18 protein-coding genes are annotated in these 18597 nt (G+C 65.5%); 3 read left to right on the forward strand and 15 right to left on the reverse strand.

The window, feature by feature from the left end; all coding sequences use genetic code 11:
• Positions 1–5: 5 nt before the first annotated feature.
• The 9 genes from BJP06_RS03525 to BJP06_RS03565 form a co-directional block, all read right to left on the reverse strand.
• On the reverse strand, positions 6–1127 hold the full coding sequence (locus BJP06_RS03525; RefSeq protein WP_083433174.1) for a glycosyltransferase family 1 protein: 1122 nt from the start codon (positions 1125–1127) through the stop codon (positions 6–8).
• A 3-nt stretch (positions 1128–1130) separates the two neighbouring features.
• Entirely contained in the window at positions 1131–1556 is a 426-nt protein-coding gene (locus tag BJP06_RS03530; RefSeq protein WP_369822194.1) for a DUF3592 domain-containing protein, read from the reverse strand.
• Positions 1556–3172: a 2-succinyl-5-enolpyruvyl-6-hydroxy-3-cyclohexene-1-carboxylic-acid synthase gene (menD, locus tag BJP06_RS03535; RefSeq protein ID WP_071572808.1), complete on the reverse strand. Its 1617-nt coding sequence runs from the start codon at positions 3170–3172 to the stop codon at positions 1556–1558. Before menD ends, BJP06_RS03530 begins: the two co-directional genes overlap by 1 nt.
• A gap of 11 nt (positions 3173–3183) precedes the next feature.
• Positions 3184–3624 (reverse strand): hypothetical protein, encoded by a 441-nt coding sequence (locus BJP06_RS03540; RefSeq protein WP_071572809.1) that lies wholly within the window; start codon positions 3622–3624, stop codon positions 3184–3186.
• Between the two features lie 15 nt (positions 3625–3639).
• Positions 3640–5220 carry a DASS family sodium-coupled anion symporter gene (locus BJP06_RS03545; protein ID WP_071572810.1) on the reverse strand — a complete coding sequence of 527 codons (1581 nt, stop codon included), beginning with the start codon at positions 5218–5220 and terminating at the stop codon, positions 3640–3642.
• Positions 5221–5366: 146 nt separating this feature from the next.
• A complete protein-coding gene (locus tag BJP06_RS03550; protein WP_071572811.1) occupies positions 5367–6326 on the reverse strand; it encodes an o-succinylbenzoate synthase in 960 nt (319 codons plus the stop codon).
• 9 nt (positions 6327–6335) lie between these two features.
• A complete protein-coding gene (locus tag BJP06_RS03555) occupies positions 6336–6581 on the reverse strand; it encodes a FeoC-like transcriptional regulator (protein WP_071572812.1) in 246 nt (81 codons plus the stop codon).
• Positions 6581–8488: a ferrous iron transport protein B gene (gene feoB / locus BJP06_RS03560; RefSeq protein ID WP_071572813.1), complete on the reverse strand. Its 1908-nt coding sequence runs from the start codon at positions 8486–8488 to the stop codon at positions 6581–6583. Before feoB ends, BJP06_RS03555 begins: the two co-directional genes overlap by 1 nt.
• A gap of 2 nt (positions 8489–8490) precedes the next feature.
• Entirely contained in the window at positions 8491–8739 is a 249-nt protein-coding gene (locus BJP06_RS03565) for a FeoA family protein (RefSeq protein WP_083290805.1), read from the reverse strand.
• A 106-nt stretch (positions 8740–8845) separates the two neighbouring features.
• On the opposite strand from BJP06_RS03565, the gene BJP06_RS03570 reads away from it, so the two are divergent.
• Both BJP06_RS03570 and BJP06_RS03575 read left to right on the forward strand, forming a co-directional pair.
• Positions 8846–9778 carry a 1,4-dihydroxy-2-naphthoyl-CoA synthase gene (locus BJP06_RS03570; protein ID WP_071572875.1) on the forward strand — a complete coding sequence of 311 codons (933 nt, stop codon included), beginning with the start codon at positions 8846–8848 and terminating at the stop codon, positions 9776–9778.
• 199 nt (positions 9779–9977) lie between these two features.
• Positions 9978–10856, forward strand: coding sequence for a hypothetical protein (locus BJP06_RS03575; protein WP_071572814.1), 879 nt, complete (start codon positions 9978–9980; stop codon positions 10854–10856).
• Here the strand turns inward: BJP06_RS03575 and BJP06_RS03580 are convergent.
• The 6 genes from BJP06_RS03580 to BJP06_RS03605 all read right to left on the reverse strand — a co-directional run bounded on the left by BJP06_RS03580 (position 10853) and on the right by BJP06_RS03605 (position 16261).
• Positions 10853–12268, reverse strand: a complete 1416-nt coding sequence (locus BJP06_RS03580) for a hypothetical protein (protein WP_071572815.1) — start codon at positions 12266–12268, stop codon at positions 10853–10855. The genes BJP06_RS03575 and BJP06_RS03580 overlap by 4 nt on opposite strands.
• Complete coding sequence (locus BJP06_RS03585) at positions 12265–12966, reverse strand: ATP-binding cassette domain-containing protein (protein WP_071572816.1); 702 nt, start codon at positions 12964–12966, stop codon at positions 12265–12267. The genes BJP06_RS03580 and BJP06_RS03585 overlap by 4 nt, the downstream gene beginning before the upstream one ends.
• A 65-nt stretch (positions 12967–13031) precedes the next feature.
• Positions 13032–13670, reverse strand: a complete 639-nt coding sequence (locus BJP06_RS03590; RefSeq protein ID WP_071572817.1) for a response regulator transcription factor — start codon at positions 13668–13670, stop codon at positions 13032–13034.
• A complete protein-coding gene (locus BJP06_RS03595; RefSeq protein WP_143110524.1) occupies positions 13667–14779 on the reverse strand; it encodes a sensor histidine kinase in 1113 nt (370 codons plus the stop codon). The genes BJP06_RS03590 and BJP06_RS03595 overlap by 4 nt, the downstream gene beginning before the upstream one ends.
• Positions 14780–14833: 54 nt before the next feature.
• Entirely contained in the window at positions 14834–15814 is a 981-nt protein-coding gene (locus tag BJP06_RS03600; RefSeq protein WP_143110525.1) for a hypothetical protein, read from the reverse strand.
• Between the two features lie 72 nt (positions 15815–15886).
• On the reverse strand, positions 15887–16261 hold the full coding sequence (locus tag BJP06_RS03605; protein ID WP_071572876.1) for a hypothetical protein: 375 nt from the start codon (positions 16259–16261) through the stop codon (positions 15887–15889).
• 390 nt (positions 16262–16651) lie between these two features.
• Between BJP06_RS03605 and BJP06_RS12390 the strand changes: the two genes are divergently transcribed.
• Positions 16652–18583, forward strand: coding sequence for an exonuclease domain-containing protein (locus BJP06_RS12390; protein ID WP_071572821.1), 1932 nt, complete (start codon positions 16652–16654; stop codon positions 18581–18583).
• Positions 18584–18597: the final 14 nt, after the last annotated feature.

Genomic DNA, 18597 nt, shown 5'->3' on the forward strand with positions numbered 1-18597 from the left:
ACGCTCTACTGTAGCGCGCGCTGTGCCTGTTCGTAATACTCGACAAGTTGTCGGCACAGCGCCTCCCACGTTCTGCCGGAAACCGACTCACGCGCCGCGACCCGCAGGTCCGGCCACCGGGCCTCGTCGAGGCACCACGCGACGGCGTGGGGGAGTTCGGTGGTGAACGTGGGGACGTCGAGAAGGAGGCCGTTGGTGCTATCGGTGATGAGGTCGATGGGGCCGCCGGCGCGGGGCGCGATGGTGGGCACCCCGCTGGCCTGGGCTTCTTGGATGGTTTGGCAGAAGGTTTCAAACTCGCCGGGGTGCACGAAGACGTCGAAGCTGGCGTAGGCGCGGGCGAGCTCCTCGCCGGTGAGCGGGCCACAAAACACCGCGCCCGGCAATACGGCGCGCAGCTCGTCGGCCTCGGGACCACCGCCGACGATCACCACCTGCAGGTCCGCGCGGCCGCAGAGTGGGGCGAGGCGGTGCACGCTCTTCTCGGCGGCGAGGCGGCCGACGAACCCGACGATGCGTTTGCGCCCGCTCGGGTCCCAAGTGCGGCGCAGCTCCTCGCTGCGGTGGCGGGGGTGGTAGAGGGTGGCGTCGACACCTCGGCCCCACGTGTGGACGCGCTCGATGCCGTGCCTGCGCAGCTGCTCCACCGCTGCCGACGACGGCGCGAGCGTGAGCTGGCAGGCGTTGTGGAGGCGCCGCGTCCAGTCCCACGAAAGCTTCGCCAGCGCCGGGAGGTGGTACTTCGTGGCGAACCCGGCCACATCGGTTTGGTAGAGCGCTACCGCGGGTACCTTCAGCTGGCGCGCGGCGAACGCGCCGGCCGCCCCGAGCACGAACGGGCTGGCCAGGTGCACCACATCCGGCTGAAAGGAAGTGAGCGCGGCACGCACGGCACTGGTGGGAACCCCGATGGGCAGCGAGTTGACCATCGGCACGCGCACGGTAGGCACGCGCACCACGCGGAAGCCCCGGTAGTCGGGGATTTCCTCCTGGTGTTCGCGCGCCCCGGGGGCGATCACGAGGGCGTCGTGGCCGTACTCGCGAAGGTGGTCGAGCACGCGCAGCACGGAATTGGTCACCCCGTTGACGTTCGGCAGGAAGGACTCGGCAACGATGGCCACGCGCATCCGCTACGCCACCCCCTCGCTGTCCTCGCGCACGAAGCGCCCCACGCCCTTCCACGCAGCGGCGGCCACCAGCGTCGCCACTACGGCGACGGACAGCGCAGGGATCAGCGACAGCGTCCAACCGCGGCCCTCAACCTTGACCAGGTCGGGGTCGGTGCGCGAGTACGTCACCCACACCTGCTGACCCTCGCTGAGCCCGGTTGGGTACAGCAGACCGGTCGCCGGCGAGTGGGTGCGCCCGCGGTCGTCCTGATATTCCACGGCGGTGCGGATCTTGCTCACGCCGGTCACGGTGGCGAGGCCTCGTCCGGGGTCGCGGGCGATGCGCCAGTCGTTGATGGCTGGCCCTGCGACCATCGCGAGCACGCCGATCATCGCGCAGGTGTACAGCGCCAGCACGAGCTGCTGGGCGCGGCGTTTCCAGCGGATCACTTCTGCAGCCGCTGCGCGAGTGCTCGCCGGGTGGACCGTGTGGTGCACGCTTCCACCACGGTGATGGGGTTGGGCTGCGTCTCCAGTTCAAGCAGCACCTCGTGCAGTTCGGCGAGGGTTTCGGCGCGGCGGTAGTCGACACCGTAGGCTTCCGCCAGCTTTTCGACGTCCACTCCGTGCCTCGTACCAAACGCCCTCTCGAAGTCGTCCCGGACGGACTGCGCCCCGACCTCCAACGTTTCGAAGATGCCGCCGCCGTCGTCGTTGGCCACCACGATGGTCAGGTTGCCTGGGTGCGGCTCCCCCGGCCCGATGAGGAGCCCGCCGGCGTCGTGGAGGAACGTCAAGTCTCCCATGAGTGCGACGGTGCGCGGGGCGCGGATCTCGTCCGGGTGCAGACGCTGCGTCGCAAGCGCGACGCCGACTGCCTGGGACACCGTGCCGTCGATGCCCGCGGCGCCGCGCGGGGAGAAGGTCGGCACGCCGTCAAAAGGCATACCGACGAAGGAGGCGTCGCGAACCGGGTTGGAGGCCCCCAACACCAGCGTGTCCCCGACCCCGAGGGTGTCGCACACGGCGGCGGCGACGTGCATGCCGGTGAACCCGTAGTCGGCGTCGGCGAGAGCGTCGCGCACCGTGTTCGCGCCGACACCGCCCGCAGCCTCGCAGATAGTGATCCACTGCTGGCGCGGCTGGCCGGTCGCGTTGACTCGCGAACCGCGCAGCTGCGGGTTGCCCGTGAACGTTTCCGTGCGCGAAATGCCGATCACGGTGATGTCCGGGTCGGCGAGCAACGCCATCACGTCGCGGTGCAGGGTCGGGTGTCCCACCACGATGACCTGCTCCGGCTTCGTCGACGCTGCGAAATCGCCGCCGTCGTGGCTAATCGAGACCTCGCTCTGCGCGAAGAATCGCGCGGCCAGCGGGTGCACCTGGTGGAACGGCGTCGGCGCGGTGGGCTCGGCGATGGTGGGCACGTGCTCCAGTCCGGGAACGTCCCAGGCCTCGTCGCCTGCGATGACCAGCGTGTCCTTCGTCAAGTCGACGTCGACGGCGCCGTGGTCGCACCACGCGGGCTTCGTGGCCAGGCGACCCGGACCAACCCGGCGCGACTTCCCCACCGGCTCTGGCAGGGCGTCGGGCACCAGCGGGGTGTCCAGGGCCACGTTGACGTGCACCTGGGCTGCGCCGAAGTCCAGCGCGCGCGCCTCCTCGACGCTAGTGACCTGCTGGGTCTTGGCGTAGTGGCCGAAGATGCCCTGCTGCCAAATCGTCTGGGAGGCCCCAGTGCCGACCATCCACTCGGGCCGGTCGGCGCTGATAACGGCCAACGGCACGTGCGCCATGTGCGCCTCCACCATGGCCGGAAGCGTGTTGGCAACCGCGGTGCCGGACGTCATCACTACGCCAACGTGGCGGCGCTGCACGCGCGCCAGGCCGAGGGCGGTGAAGGAGGCGGAGCGTTCGTCGATACGCATGTGGACGGTGATGTCCCTGCGTGCGAGCAGCGCGTACGCCAGCGGCGAGTTGCGCGAACCTGGGCACATCACCACGTCCGTGACGTGCTGCGACAGCGTCTCGGCGACCTGGTGGGCAATATCCATCGAGTTCATGGCCACCTACCTTACTGTCCTTGCAGGGCGCTCTCTGCACCGGAGACGATGTCGTCGAAAAGGCCGCGCAGCTCGGTCGGCACCTCGACGGCTGGCTCGGTCGGTGCCACGGTCTCCCCGCTCTCCCCGCGCCCCCGGTCCGGCAGCAACTTCGGCCGCTTCGTCGTGGTCTCCGTGACCGTCTCCGTGGACACGGCAGTCTCGGTCACCGTGGAGGTCACCGGCGGCTTGTCCGCCTCGGCTGCGGCGCTGCGCCACAGGAAGAACAGCACCGTGCCGGCGCACAGTGCGATAGCAAGGGCAATCCCCAGCCCGATTGCGAGCCCGTTGGAGCGCTGCGGCTCCGGCTCGTAATAGGGCTGGGGGTCGTCGTAATAGGCTTCCGGCTCGTAGTACTGCGTTTGGTGCTCCGGGTCCGGGAAGTATTGCTTTGGACGTTGCTGGTTATCCATGCTGCTAGCGTACCGCTAGAGCACCAAACCAAACACCGGCACCGCCAGGAAGTAGGTCACCACGGTGATCAGGCCGAGGGAGATGATGTTCAGCCACAGGCCACCCTTGAGCATCTCGCCCATGGTGACGTAGCCCGAGGAGTACGCGATCGCGTTCGGCGGCGTTGCCACCGGGAGCATGAACGCACAGGTTGCGGACAGCGCCACCGGGATGGCCAGCAGCAGGATATTCATCTCGGTCGCCTCGGTCAGGCCGATACCAACCGCGACACCGCCCATGATCGGGAGGAAGGTGGCGGCGGTCGCCGTGTTCGAGGTCAGCTCGGTCAGGCCCAGCACCAGTGCAGCGACAGCCATGATGAGCAGGATCGTCGGCAGCACGGCGAGGCCCTTTGCGGCTTCACCGATCCAGAGGGACAGGCCGGTGGAGGTGAACATCGCGGACAGGGACAGGCCACCACCGAACAGCAGCAGGACGTCCCACGGCATCTCGTTCGCGGTCTCCCAGTCCATCAGGCGCTTGCCCTGCTTCGTGCCCGGCACGATGAACATCAGCAGGCCGGCAATGATGCCGACGATGGCGTCGTTGTACGGGAACTCCCAACCGAACTGCTTGATGCCAAGCGGAATGAAGATCCAGGCGAGTGCTGCGACCAGGAAGATGATGCCGACGGCCACCTGCGGGAAGGTCCATGCGCCCAGCTTGCGGTACTCGGCGTCGATAAGCTCCTTGCCACCAGGGATCCGGTCGATCTCAGGCTTGAACACGTTAATCAGGACAAACCAGGCGATCACGGTCAGCAGGATCGCCATCGGCATACCGACGAGCATCCACTGACCGAACCCGATCGTGATGTCGTGTGCTTCCTTCATGTAGCCGGCCAGCAGCGCGTTCGGTGGTGTACCAATCAGGGTGCCGAGCGAACCGGTGGAGGCGGAGTACGCGATTGCCAGCATGAGCGAGGTAGCGAACTTCTTCTGGTTCTGCATGCCACCCACGGAGTCAGCGGTCAGGGTCAGCACGGAAACACCAATCGGGAGCATGACCACCGCGGTCGCGGTGTTGGACACCCACATGGACATAAAGCCGGTTGCCAGCATGAAGCCCAAGATGATGCGCTTCGGGCTGGTACCCACAATGCGCACGACCACCAGCGCGAGCCTGCGGTGCAGGTTCCAGCGCTGCAGGCCAAGGGCCATCAGGAAGCCGCCCATAAAGAGGAAAATCGTGGACGACGCGTACGGCCCGGAGACCGCGCTGAACTTTGCCACGCCCATCACCGGGAAGATCGCTATCGGTAGCAAGGCGGTTGCCGCCAGCGGGATCGCCTCCGTCATCCACCACGCCGCCATGAGCACGGTGGTAGCGGCGACGACGCGCATTACGTCAGCGTCGTAGGTCGTTTCAGGGTCGGCGCCCGAGGACTGCTGCACTGTTTCGGCAGCGCTGCCCGGGAAGATGTAGTACACCAGCAGCGCAAGCAGCACACCTGCGATCAAACCGATGAGTTGGCGACGCCACTCACCCGGTTCGGGCGACTTGGCAAGCTCGCCGTCGGAGAGCGCGGACGATTCGTGCATCACGGGAGTCGACATTTTCGATCCTTTCGAACAGGATTCACACAACAGCTAAAAAGGTGATCTTTCACACCCTCGCGTGGGAGACGTTACGCCCTCACACATCAAATGTCGCAAGAATGCACAGATTAATCAAACATTTCCACCCCCGCCCGGGCACGTTTTTACCCCCGCATGGTGTCCATGCAGTCCCGAACGCGCTGAAACCACCAGTCGCGACGTTCCGCGGGAGCCCGCAACTCGTGCAGACGCGCCGGATCGGGGGTAACAGGGGTGGCTTCGAGGCAGCCATCGATAAGTGGGCGGGGCTTCGCGACGTCCTCTACGAACAGCCGCTGCGTAGCCAATCCCGCCGCGCGCGAGTCCGCGCACCGCGCCGCCACCAGCCCCGCGTACATCCCCACCGCGGTGTCCAGGGCGCTCGCCACCGTCACATCCATCCCCAAGTTCTGCTTCAGCGCCAGCAGGCGGCGCACTCCCCCGAGCGGCGCAACCTTCAACACGGCAACATCCGCCGCACCCAGCTCGGCGACACGCAGCGGGTCAGCGGCCCGGCGTATCGATTCGTCCGCCGCGATCGGCGTACGCACCCTCGCCCGCACCTCCGCGAGCTCCTCCGCGCTCCCGCAGGGCTGCTCGATGTACTCCAGCTCCCCCAGCGCCTCGGCGGCGCGCACCGCCTCTTCGACGCTCCACCCCCGGTTCGCGTCCACGCGCAGGGTGGCGTCGGGGCGCAGCTCGCGCACCCGCTCGACGCGCGCAACATCGTCGGCGAGCGTTTGACCAGCCTCGGCCACCTTAATCTTGAACGTCCCGATCCCCGGGAAACGCTCCAACACCTCCTCCACCTGGGCGGCGTCCACCGCGGGCACCGTGCCGTTCACCGGCACCGGGCCGGAGGCCTCGGGCAGGCCCTCGAACGCGGCCTCCAGGCCGGAGCGCAGCCACTGCGCGGACTCCGCAGGGCCGTACTCCACAAAGGGAGAAAACTCGCCCCAGCCGGAGGGGCCGTCGATAAGCAGGGCCTCGCGGGTGGTGATCCCACGGAACTTCACTGCCATGGGCAGGGCTACAACGTTGGAGCGCTCAAGGATCTCGTCAACGGAAGGCAATAAAGAAGGCATATGGCCAGGCTAGCGCCGACCGAGCACCAACGCGACAGGGCCCGACGTGCACGCCCCGCGAGACGGGCAGCCGCCGCAGCCGCCCGCGCATGAATCGTTGAGGGCGCGGCGCTGCACTTCGCCGGTGGCCTCGAGGTGGGCCATGACGGCGTCGATAGTCATGGGTGACAGGTTGGTGCGGCGCGCGATTTCCTCGCGGCTCACGCAGCCCTCGCGCAGTGCGCCGAGCACCGCCGACATCGGTCCGCCGCTCATCAGAAGAACACCTTCAACAGCTGGAACGCGCCGACGGCCAGGCCCCACGCCATCACCATCTGCAGTGCGACGCCGAACAGCGTCCACTTCAGGCCGATCTCCCGACGCTGCGCAGCAAGCGTGGCCACGCACGGGGTGTACGCCAGCAGGAAGAGCATGTACGCCCACACTGCTGCCACGGCATGCCCGCCCGAGGCCTGGTTGAAGTCTTCACGGATCGCCTGGCTCAGTGGCGAGTTGCCATCGCCCTCCTCAGGCTCCTCCAGTGCGTAGGTCTGCGCCCAGCTCGAAATGACGGCCTCCTTGGCCACGAAGCCGGTGATGAGCGGGCCAGCCAGGGACCAGGAGTTGAAGCCAGCCGGCGCGAAGACCGGCGCGATCGCGTCAGAGACGGTGCCGTACACCGACTCCTGCGGGGCCACCTCGCCGAACTCTGCTTCGGAAGTCACCGGGGTGGACTGCAGCGCCCACACCACGACGACAGTTGCGACGATGATCTTGCCGGCAGTCTCCAGGAAGCCGCGCAGGCGAGCCCACATCACCGACAGCGCCAGGCGCGCGCCCGGCAGCTGGTACACCGGCAGGTCAATGACCAGCGGCTCGGTGCCCATCATGGACCACAGCGCCTTACGAAGCGCCAAGCCCGTCAGCACGACAAGCAGGATAGAAATGACATACATCGCGAAGACGACGGTGCCCGCGTGGTCCGGGAAGAACGTCGCAGCCAGCATGACGTACACCGTCAACCGCGCACTGCAGGACGTGAACGGCACCAAGAGGGCCGTCATCAGGCGGTGGCGCGGATCCCCCATCACGCGCGTCGCCGAAATCGCCGGCACGTTACAGCCGAAGCCAACAATGAGCGGGATGAACGCCTTGCCCGGCAGGCCCATCGCGCGCATCACACGGTCCGCGACGACGGCCGCGCGCGCCATATAACCAGAGTCCTCCAGCACGGCAAGGCACAGGAACATCAGCGCCATCAGCGGAGCGAACGTGAGCACCATGCCCACGCCGTTAATCAGACCATCGACGACCAGGCCGCGCAACCAGCCGATATCCGGCAGCACCGCAAGCGCCGCATCAGAAACCGGGCCGCCAAAGAAGCCCTCCAGCCCATCCTGCAGCGGCTTGGCCACAGTGGTGGTGATCTCAAAGACCATCCACATCGCCACCAGGAACATCAGCGGGCCGATCACCGGGTGCAACGCGAAGCGATCCAGGCGCTCGGTGAAGGTTTGCTGGTGGCCGGTGTCGGTCGCAGCAACTTCGACGGCGGCGTCGACCCAGGCGAAGCGGGCGTCGGCAAGCTCGAAGTCGTCAGTGGTAGCCACTGGGCGCAGGGTGACCGCTGGTTCGGCGAGCTGGGCGTCGATAACTTCGCGCAGACCGCGCACATCCCTCTTACGCGGATCGACCGCGACCACGGGCAACCCAAGCGCGTTCTGCAGCGCCGCCGCATCCACCGCAATGCCCTCCGCGCGGGCCACATCCATCTTGGTCAACGCAACCACGATGCGGTACGGCGTCTCCGCGAGCTGCGCCACCATATACAAACCACGCGCAAGGTTCGCCGCATCAACGACGACCACCACCGCATCCGGACGCTCCGCCGGGCAACGCTCCAGCAGCAGCTCGCGAGTGAGCTCCTCGTCAGGGCTCTGCGGATCCAGCGAGTAGGCGCCAGGAAAATCAATCACGTTATAGGAACCCGCCCACACGCCGCGAGAAATCTCCACGGAGGTGCCAGGCCAGTTGCCCATCTTCACGTTCGCGCCAGTCAGCGCATTAAACAAGGTGGACTTGCCGGCGTTCGGAGCTCCGATCAGCGCGATGGTGGGCTCGCCCTTGACGGCGGTATCTGCGTGCGGCCCGCAACACGACGGAACCTGGGTGAAATCGGCCATGGCTATGCCACGCTCACCTTGATGCCACGCAGCGCGTCAGCGCTGAGGGCGTAGCGGGAGGTTGCCACCTTGATCACGCGGCCACCACCAGCCGTGGACTGCATAATGCTGACGCGCTGGCCTGGGCGAAGACCAAGCTCCTGCAGGCGACGCGCGACGGTAGGGGTAGTGTCAAGCGCCGCGATAACGGCGCTGTCGCCGACGGGGATGCGGGCAAGGGTGCCCTCGGCAGTTTTCGTTATCAGACTCATACGTTTGATTTAACTCCGAGCCCATTAGGTAAGCAATGCCTTATACAGCGGTTGCCTCCCTGTGGGGGTGCCCCGAGCTGCCGTCGGCACCGTAGACTACGAAGCCATGAGCTATTCCACTGCGCAACCATTCGACCCAACCCAGTGGCGCGAGGTCGAAGGTTTTGACTTTACCGACATCACCTACCACCGACACGTAGGGACCACACGCGCCGACGGCATCGTCCGCATCGCATTCGACCGCCCCGAAGTACGCAACGCGTTCCGCCCCCACACCGTCGACGAACTCTACCGGGCACTCGACCACGCCAGGCGCGACCCTTCTGTCGGCGTGGTGCTGCTAACCGGCAACGGGCCTTCTGAGAAGGACGGCGGCTGGGCGTTCTGCTCCGGCGGCGACCAGCGCATCCGTGGTCGCTCCGGCTACCAGTACGCGGGCGGCGACACCGCCGACACCGTCGACGAGGCACGCGTCAAGGCCGAGGGCGGCCGCCTGCACATCCTGGAGGTCCAGCGCCTCATCCGCACCATGCCCAAGGTGGTCATCGCGGTGGTGAGCGGCTGGGCAGCCGGCGGCGGCCACTCACTCCACGTCGTGTGCGACCTGACCATCGCCTCGAAGGAGGAGGCCAGGTTCAAACAAACCGACGCCGACGTCGGATCTTTCGACGCCGGCTACGGCTCCGCCTACCTGGCCAAGATGGTGGGTCAAAAGTTCGCCCGCGAGATCTTCTTCCTCGGCCGCACCTACTCTGCCGAGGAGATGCAGCGCATGGGCGCCGTCAACATCGTCGCCCCGCACGCTTCCTTGGAAGAGGAGGCCATCCAGGTCGCCCGCGAAATCAACGGCAAGTCCCCCACCGCACAGCGCATGCTCAAATTCGCCTTCAACCTTGTCGACGACGGCCTCATGGGCCAACAAGTCTTCGCCGGTGAAGCCACCCGCCTCGCCTACATGACGGACGAGGCCGTCGAAGGCCGCGACTCCTTCCTGGAAAAACGCGAGCCCCGCTGGGACGAGTTCCCGTTCTACTACTAGGCGTTGTGGGGCGTTCGCGCCCTGCGCGCCCTTTTGAAATAGTTCCCGCCGCCGGGACTATTTTGGGTTTGGGGCCGGTTCCGGTCGACCACCGGCTACATTTCCCCAGTTCACGACGGGTGTTCACGAAAATAGTTCCGGCGATCACGAATAGGTTGGGAACTTTCTTCGGGTTTCTAGTTTTCTGTAGCGTGGTGCCATGAAGCGCTATCTGCCTCTCATCACCGCCACTCTCCTGCTGGCTTCCTGCGGCACGGCGCCTGTGCCGGAAGCGCCCGTGCCGGAAACAACACTGGGCACGCCCGCGACTGAAGCACCGGCGCCCTCCACCCGTGATCTGTACGCCGACGCCATCGCGGACCCGGCGCGATTCTTCGCAGATCTCGAAGGCTTGGACGGCACGTTCACCTACGACGTCTTAGATATCAACGGCGATCTTGAGCCGGAACTGCTGCTGCGCGCTGATGCTGACGGCCCCTCCCCCGTTCGTGTGTTGCGGGCCCAGGACGGCACGCTGAACTGGACGAAGGACTACCTCATCGACTCGGACGACCCTTACCCGACGGTGTTCACCAACGGCACCCAGCCGGGCTTGGACCAGTACGAAACCGAAGGCCCTCTCCTGCACGTGACGCACTTCGAGCTGCGGGGTCAGCGTTTGGAGAAGGTGTGGGGTCCGGAGGAGACGGTCGTCGGCAATCCGCTCAGCGAGTTCACCCGTATCACCTGGCACCCGACGACGGCCGCGGCGGCGCTGGGCACAATCAAACCTCCAGAACTCAAAGGTCCAATGGAGGGCACGATGGGTCAGGTATCCGAGGTCGAGCACCTACAGGGGCAGCAGTTCCGTGTCTGGTTCGCGCCAACCGCGGACGGTATCGCGGTGACCTACCCTGAGCTCGGCTGTGCAGGGCAGCTCACGAGAACCGAGGATGGCTTCCGGGAGACGATCACCGAGGGCACCTGCGATAACGGCGGCACGTGGCACTTACTTATCGACGACAACCACGCCCACGCCTTCTACAACTCCCCCGATGGTCGCTACACGGCGGACGGACGCCTCACCCCGGCGGGTTAGCGTCGTACTGGGCGCATCCCGCGCAGCGTCCGCATCAGCAGCACTACAACCACCGCCAGCAGCACCAGCCCCACCGCAGCCGCAACCCACACTCGTGCACCGGTGGCCGTAGCTGGCCATGCGGGGACGGCGAGGATCCATAACGCAGATTGCGCGAGGACATCCCCGCCGATCGTGGCGGAGACGATTGTGACCAGGATCGTCGTGGCCAGCGTCCACGCCACGCCGAAGCGGACGGTGATGGCAAGTGCGGTGAGCGTCAATACGCTGCCTGCGAGGAACGCGAGGAGTCCGAAGCGTGCGTCGCCAACCACGGCCGCTCCGAACGCGCACACGAGGGCGACGACTCCAACGCACCACGTGGCCAATGCGGCGCGGACGTGTGGGTGTTCGACCTGCATGAGCGCCCAGGCGGGACGCAGTTTCGGCCACACCAGTGTGGGAAGCACGCCCGCCCCTATCGGCAGGATGATGTAGGTGAACATCGCCTCACGCACATCCACCGGATATGCCAGCGAGAACAGCAGCACCAGGGCGGTGAGCAGGAGCAAGACGCGTATCGGCGACACCCTCGCCGCCATCGCAACCCCCTTCACCGCAGCCACGTATCCGGTGGCTTCGGTGCGTGGCGTCGCCGGAGAAGTGGCCAGCGGTGCGGTGACGTGGTGGACTCGGCGGCGGCGCAATATAGGTCGGGTGCGCGGTGGTACGAGGGCGGCCACTACAAAGCCAATTGCTGCGAGCACCAGCGTGAGGATGAGGGCAAGCACAGGAGACTCCCCCGCCATCGGATCCGTGGCGTCGAGGGGCAGCAGGTTGAAGTGCAGGCCCATGGTCGGCAGCACCAACCGAATTGGCCAGGCGCCGGGGTTGGCCCACCACCAGTCGCGTTCGGCGAAGTAGCCAAGCTCGATGGTGAAGAAAAAGCCGAGGATGATGGTCGGCAGCATCCCGATGCGTCGCGTAGACGCGGCGGCGAGGCCTGCCGGACCGAGCATGCCCAGCCACACAAACAAGCCGACGAGTGCGATCGCGGCTGTGTTGTCTAGGTTGAACATGAGGCCGGCGGCAACCGGTACGACAAAGTCAAGGGCAACGAACACGGCCAGCGCCAGCCACACCACGGCGATGCGGGCGGCTCGCGTTCGCACCCGTGAGACCGGCCGCCACCAAGTGCCACCGCCTCGGGCGTCACGCTCGCGGGTCTCGGCCAAGCCTGCGAACAGTGCGGCGGCAGGCGCAGCCATGCCGGTGACCAACAGGCCTTGCGGGTAGAGCAGGTTCGTGGCGGTTTCCACATTTCCGGCCAGGGCGAACAACGTCAGCAGCACACCGACCAGCAAACCTGCCCCAGCGAGCCACCACAGTATGGAGCCGCGAGCACGGATCCATTCGGCGTGTAGGAGGTTCATCGTTCACCACCGGAGGTGAGCCGAAAGAACGACTCTTCTAGGTTTGGACCCAGTTCCGCGAGCTCGCCTGCGAAGCGGACGCCGCCGCCTGCGATCACGGTGGCGTCGTCGGCCATGTGGAGTACTTCGCCGAGTTGGTGGGAACTGACCAGGACGGTGCGCCCAGCTCGCGCGTATTCGCGAAGGTAGTCGCGTAGGTGGGCGATGCCTTCGGGGTCGAGGCCGTTTTGTGGTTCGTCGAGAATAAGCACCTCTGGCTCGCCGAGCAGCGCCTGAGCGAGAGCGAGGCGGCCTTTCATGCCGGTGGAGAAACTGCCGGCTTTCTTCTTGCCCGCGGTTTGGAGGCCAACCAGTTCGAGGACCCGGTCGGCTTCGCTGTCCGGCAGGCCCAGCAGCGTGGTGTGGACGCGGAGGTTGTTGCGGGCGCTGAGGTGGCTGTAAAAGGCGGGGTCGTTGATGGAGGCGCCGACATGGCGCAGTGCCGAGCGGTCAAACGGCTGCCCCATCAGTGTTACCTCGCCGACATCGGGTTCGATCAGGCCGAGCAGCACCGACATCAGCGTCGATTTACCCGCGCCGTTGGGGCCGAGCAGTGCGTGGACTCGGCCCGGGGTGGTGGTCAACGACACGTCGCGAAGTACGTGGTGGTCCCCGAAGGACACGGCCACGCCGCGGCAAGCAAGTTGCGTATCAGTCATGGCATTCATGGTCGTCGCCGAACAAGGCGACCACATCGGCCGGCGGAACCACACTGCCTCCTCCTCTAGGAGGAGATCCCGGCGCGCTGGGCGATCAAGGCAAGCGCCACCCTGTCGCGCGCGCCGAGTTTGGCAAGCAGGTTGGAGACGTGCGTTTTCACCGTGGTCTCTGCAATAAACAGTGTGGCGGCGATTTCAGCGTTCGTGGCGCCGCGGCCAATTTCTGCGAGCACGTCGTGTTCGCGTTGCGTCAGCGCCTCCAGCGCGGCGGCGGATTCTTGGGTGCCCGCACCGTCGCGGACCCATTCCATCACGCGGCCTGTGACCCCGGGGGCCAGAACCGATTCGCCGCGGGCGACAGCGCGCACGGCGTTGGCCAGGACGTCGGGTTCGGCGTCTTTGAGAAGAAAGCCGTGCACGCCGGCGTCGATAGCCGCATGGATCAAGGTGTCGTCGTCGAAGGTGGTCAGCATGATCACGCGTGGGCCCATTTCCATGATGGTGCGGGCGGCGGTGATGCCGTCGAGTACTGGCATGCGGATGTCCAGCACCGCCACGTCGATGCGGTGGGCGCGGGTTTGCTCCACGGCCTCGGCGCCGTCGGCGGCGGTGGCGACGACGGTGATGTCGTCCTGGGCGTCCAAGATGGTGCGGAGGGCGCTGAGGAGGAGCGGTTGGTCGTCGGCAAGGAGCAGGCGGATCATGCTGCCAACTCCGCCCACACGGTAAATGTCTCCCCTGACTGCCATGTCTTCAGCGTGCCACCGGCGCTCGCCGCGCGTTCGCGCAGCCCCTCCAGCCCAACACCAGTGCCTGGTTGGGGTCGAATCTGGCCGGTAGAAACGACTTCTACCACTACGGTCTCGCCCGGTGCGATCCGAACCATCACAGCGGGATCGACTTGGTGGCGTGCCGCGTTCGCCAGCGCCTCCGCCACGATGCGATAAATAGCAAGCGAGGTCACCGGGGAGACATCCACTGCTGGTGCTTCCAGCGACACTTCCAGACCGGCGTCGCGGTAGCGCTGCACCAACGACGGCAGGTCAGGGATCCCCGCCGCCGGCGAAAACGCATGATCGCTCTCACGCAGGCCGCGCACAAGCAGGCGAATCTCCGACAACGACTGCCCGGCGGCCTCGTTGATCTGCTGCAGCGCCTCCCGCTCCTGTCCGGCCGCCAACCCTGCATTGGCCTGCGCTTTGATCAGGGTCAGCGAGTGGCCGAGAAGGTCGTGAATATCGCGGGCAATGGCGCGGCGTTCCTCCTCGCGCGCCGCTGCGAGACGTTGCTCTTTCGCGTGTGCTTCTCGACGACGCACCTCATCCTCAGCTGCCACATTCGCCCCAAGGAGATACCCCACCGCACTCGCACCCCAGTGCAGCGCAAGCGTGATCCCGAGATCGACCCCGTGCCGGTAGAACAACACAAAGTTGTCGTCCCACGTCCACATGAACGGCGACAGCAGTGCCCACCCGCACGCGGCAGCGAGAACAACTAGCGCGAAGCGCTTCCCTGTAAACAGCCCGGCAATAAAGGTCGCCACCGGGACCGCCAACACCCACGGCGAAAAGCCAAGGTTGACCGGCGCGGCCAGCCACATCACAGACCAGGCAACATTCAGCGCGATAAGCGCAATCGAGGAGAACTTGGGTTTGCTCGTGAGCACCACGCACACCGCGACGAAGCCCCACGACAGCACGGCCTGGCCCCAACTGGCCGCATGCGTGGGTTGGGTAAACGCACTCGCGGTGTACACCGCCGCCAAGATGGCAACAGCGACCGCGAGCACAAGGTCACCCGGTTTGTAGCGCATGGCCGTAAGCCTATCGGCAACACCGAACACGCGCCTCCTCCCAGGGGAGGAGATCTACTTGTTCAGCCCGGGAATCTTCGGAAGCTCCGGCACATTGATGCCGGCGTTCTTGAGCAGCGCGAACAACCCGCCCAGCGCTGCCAGTACCGCAGCGATGATGCCGATGATCTGGCCGAGCTTGGCGTCAAAGTTCTGCGGCTGCTCCGGCTTCGGCGTGGGCTGCTCCGGGGTCGGCGCTTCGGGTGTGGAAGGATCCGCTGGTTGGCCCGGCAGGGTGTTCTTCAGTACCGGCGGTGCTGGCAGGTCCGCGTTTTGGGTGCTGAAGATAAGCGGTGGGTTGTCGCTGCACTGTTGCGCCTGCTTAAGCAGGTAGTAGTACCGGGATTCGAGCGAGTCGGCAGCCTTGGCAAAGTAAGTGTCGGACATGTTCGAGGCAAACGCGGCGCGCTTCCAGTCCTGGACGTGGTTCAGGAACCGAGCAGTGTTGTCGCCGGTACGGCCAAACACGTAGTTCGCCCCGAGGCTGGTCACCTCCGGCACGGAGCCGTCGATACCGATGTACCAGCGCGCCGATCCCTGCAGCGCCTTGCCCGCTGGTGAAAGCGGAATCTGGGCGCCCTGCTTCATGTCCAGGTAGAAGTCGGCGTCGGTGGAAACCAGGCCTAGCTTGGCCAGTTTTTCCTTAGTGGCGGCGCGGGCGGCGTCGTAGTCGGGACGCTCGCCGGGCTCCTGCCCTTCCAGGCGGAGTTGCTGGTAGGAGATGATGGCTGGTTGGTCGAGGTGGGCGTCGCCAAGTGGTTTGAGCCCCTCGAAGGTTGCCTCGAATGCTTCAGCGACGGCCGTGGCGTACATGCCGTGCGTGAGCGTTTTTGCGATGCGTTCGGCCTGCCAGGCAGGGCCGCGCTCGGCGTCGTTGAGGACGACGCGGCACTGGCCGCTGTCAGTGCGGGCGAGGTGGGCGGCGTGGGCCGGGGTCGTGGCGAGGGCGGTGAAGGCGGTCGCCGCAGCGACGGCCGATGCGATGATCTTCTTCATGCCCATGTAATCGGCACAGACGGTGGCGGGCGTTACGCGCGTAGCTCGTATCTAGGGCACACTTCTGCTCTCTTAACCGACTAAGTCTGCCGCTCGCTGGTGGGAGACCCCAAGCACCTCTCCCATCTCGCGAAGAGTGAAGCCTTCCGCCTTCATCTTCTGGGCGAGTTCAGTCTTGGCAGCCGCAGCTCTTTCGGTTGCTTCTCGCGCCTTGCTACCAAGCTCTTCTGCGCGCTTCCGAAGCGCCTCAACCTCGCCCGGCAGAATCGGGACCACCTCAACTTCAAAATCGGATGGAGCGAGTCCCGACTGGAACGCAAGAGCCTCAATCACCTCGCCTTTTGCCCTATCGAGACGACGAGTCTGAGAAACAACTCCGAGCTCTTCACACTCTAAGACCCATGCTCCGCTCGCACCGCGCTCCGCAGTGACAGTAAACGACCTCATCTCCACCACCCTTTTCCTAACTCTGCCTGAAACTGGTCAAAAAACTTACGTGCCGCCAAATCATCGATTTCCCGATGCCTACCAAGCGTTCTCGTCGTATTTCCGACTCGATATGCATCGTGTTTAGTAAGCGCGATCGCTTCAAATTCAAGCCCCTGACGCCGCGCTTCATTACGCAACTTCTTTATTACCGCATACCTCTTCACATTTCAATCCCCCATTGCATATTTTTGTCAAGCACCAATTGACAGACCATTGCTCTTACTTGTAGTTAGACGCCACAACTCCCCCGCCGGTTCCATCGAACATCCGTCCGACTCCGCCCCGGTGTGTCGGAAGCGTGCCTTATATTTATTGACGCCCCCAACACGGATGAACAAAGGAGCAGGAATGGGCCGGAATGGGTTTGCGGTCGTCGATTTGGAGACGACAGGGCTGAGCAACCAGGACCGCATTGTGGAGGTCGGCGTGGTGCTGCTGCGCCCCGATTTCACGGTAGAGCGCACGTGGGAGACCCTGATCCAGCCGGAGCGCGACATTCCGAATAGTTACATCCATAAGATCACGGCGACTGATGTGGTGGATGCACCATTATTTTGCGACGTCGCTCCGTACCTGGGCTCGCTGCTCAACGGCCGCACGCTGGTGGCGCACAATGCGTCGTTTGAGCACCGCTTCCTGACCAACGAGTTCGCGCGCGCCGGTGCGGAGAACGGCTTGTGCGAGTGGCTGGACACGATGCGATTGACGAAGCAGTACATGGGCGTGGGCAAGTTGAGTGAGGCGTTGGTCATCGCGAAGATCCGGAACCGGTTCGCGCACTCTGCACTGGCGGACGCCGAGGCGACCGCGGAGCTCCTCCGTTACTTGTGCGTGGGCAACAGAGTGGACGTCGAGAAGTATCCGGCGGCGACGTTCACCACCGCCGCCGCCGAGGCCCCGTGCCTGCCCCGCGGTGGCGCACCGTCCTGGGCTGGGCAACTTTCGCGCACCTTGCCCGCGGCCACCACCAAGCGCGAAGCCGACTACCGCACCGAGCTGACCTGCGCACTTGTAGACCGCGTCATCTCCCGCACCGAAATGCGCCGCCTCGAATCCACCGCCATCGCCGCGGGCCTCAGCGCCGACGACGTCGACGCCATCAACGAGGAGTTCACCCGCCAGCTCGCCGTCGAAGCCTGGGCCGACGGCGTCATCACCGATGAGGAACGCGCCACGCTGCTCGACATCGCCGAGGCGCTCAACGTCGATGCGCAGCTCGTGCGCTCGCTTCTCGACGAGCCCACCTCCGGCCCCACCCCCGCCACCTTCAGCCTGCGCCCGGGCGACCGCGTCGCGTTCACCGGAGCCCTCGACATCCCACGCGACGTATGGACCGACCGCGCCACCGCCGCCGGCCTCGACGTCGGCGGCGTGACCCGCACGTGCGCCGTCCTTGTCGCGGCGAACCAGGATTCGATGAGCGGGAAAGCCAAGCGAGCGCGCGAGAACAGCGTTCCGATCATCAGCGAAACCCACTTCGCCCAACTGCTGAAGGCCATGGAGGATTCGACCGAGGACGCGCCGGTTGCTGCTCCTGATGCTGCTCCGTCTGTTAGTGCTCCTCATGCTCCGGAGCAGTTCTCCTGGTTGACCCCCGGCCAGTCGCACGCTGTTGGCTCGTCAAGGTCGCGCATCGCCGCCGCGTGGATCGACCAGCACCCGGACCGCCCACTGCACGAAATCGCCGACAACCTCGAACCCCACCACATCCCCGAAGCGACCGGGCGCGGCATCGACCGCTACCTCGCCATGTGGAGCCTCGAACACCCAGAGATGCTCAACGCCAGCGCCGACGACCTACTTGATCTGCACGGCGTCGGCCCGAAACGGCGCAGCCAGCTCGTGGAGATGGTGGTGGACCTCGCCGTCGACGGCGTCGAGGAGCCGGTGGAGGCGGAGGCGGTTCCGGAGGCGGAGGTTGTGCCGGCGGTAGCCCCGGAGGCCTCCGATCCAACCCCGGACGAACTGCTCGCCGCAGCGTACTCATCTGCTTACGTACCTAGTGTTCCTCCCTTGTCGGCCCCGGCCCAACCAAGCTCACCGGGACCGCTTCCCGTACTGAAAGAAAAGACCAACGTTGGCGCGACGATTCTCAAATGGTCAGGAATCGTGGGCGGATCTTCATTCGTGCTTGTGGTGCTACTCGCCGTAATCCTTGGTATGGCAGCTGAACACCCAGTTGCCGATTTCCTCATATCGATTAGTGCGCTATCCCTGATCGTCGCAATATTCGCGTCCCCGCTCGCGCTGATCAGGTGGCTATTAAACAAGCGCCGCTAATCAGAATGCTGCGG

Origin of the sequence: Corynebacterium sp. NML120713, assembly GCF_001875735.1 — a bacterium.
In the GTDB taxonomy this organism is placed as follows: Bacteria; Actinomycetota; Actinomycetes; order Mycobacteriales; family Mycobacteriaceae; genus Corynebacterium; species Corynebacterium pseudogenitalium.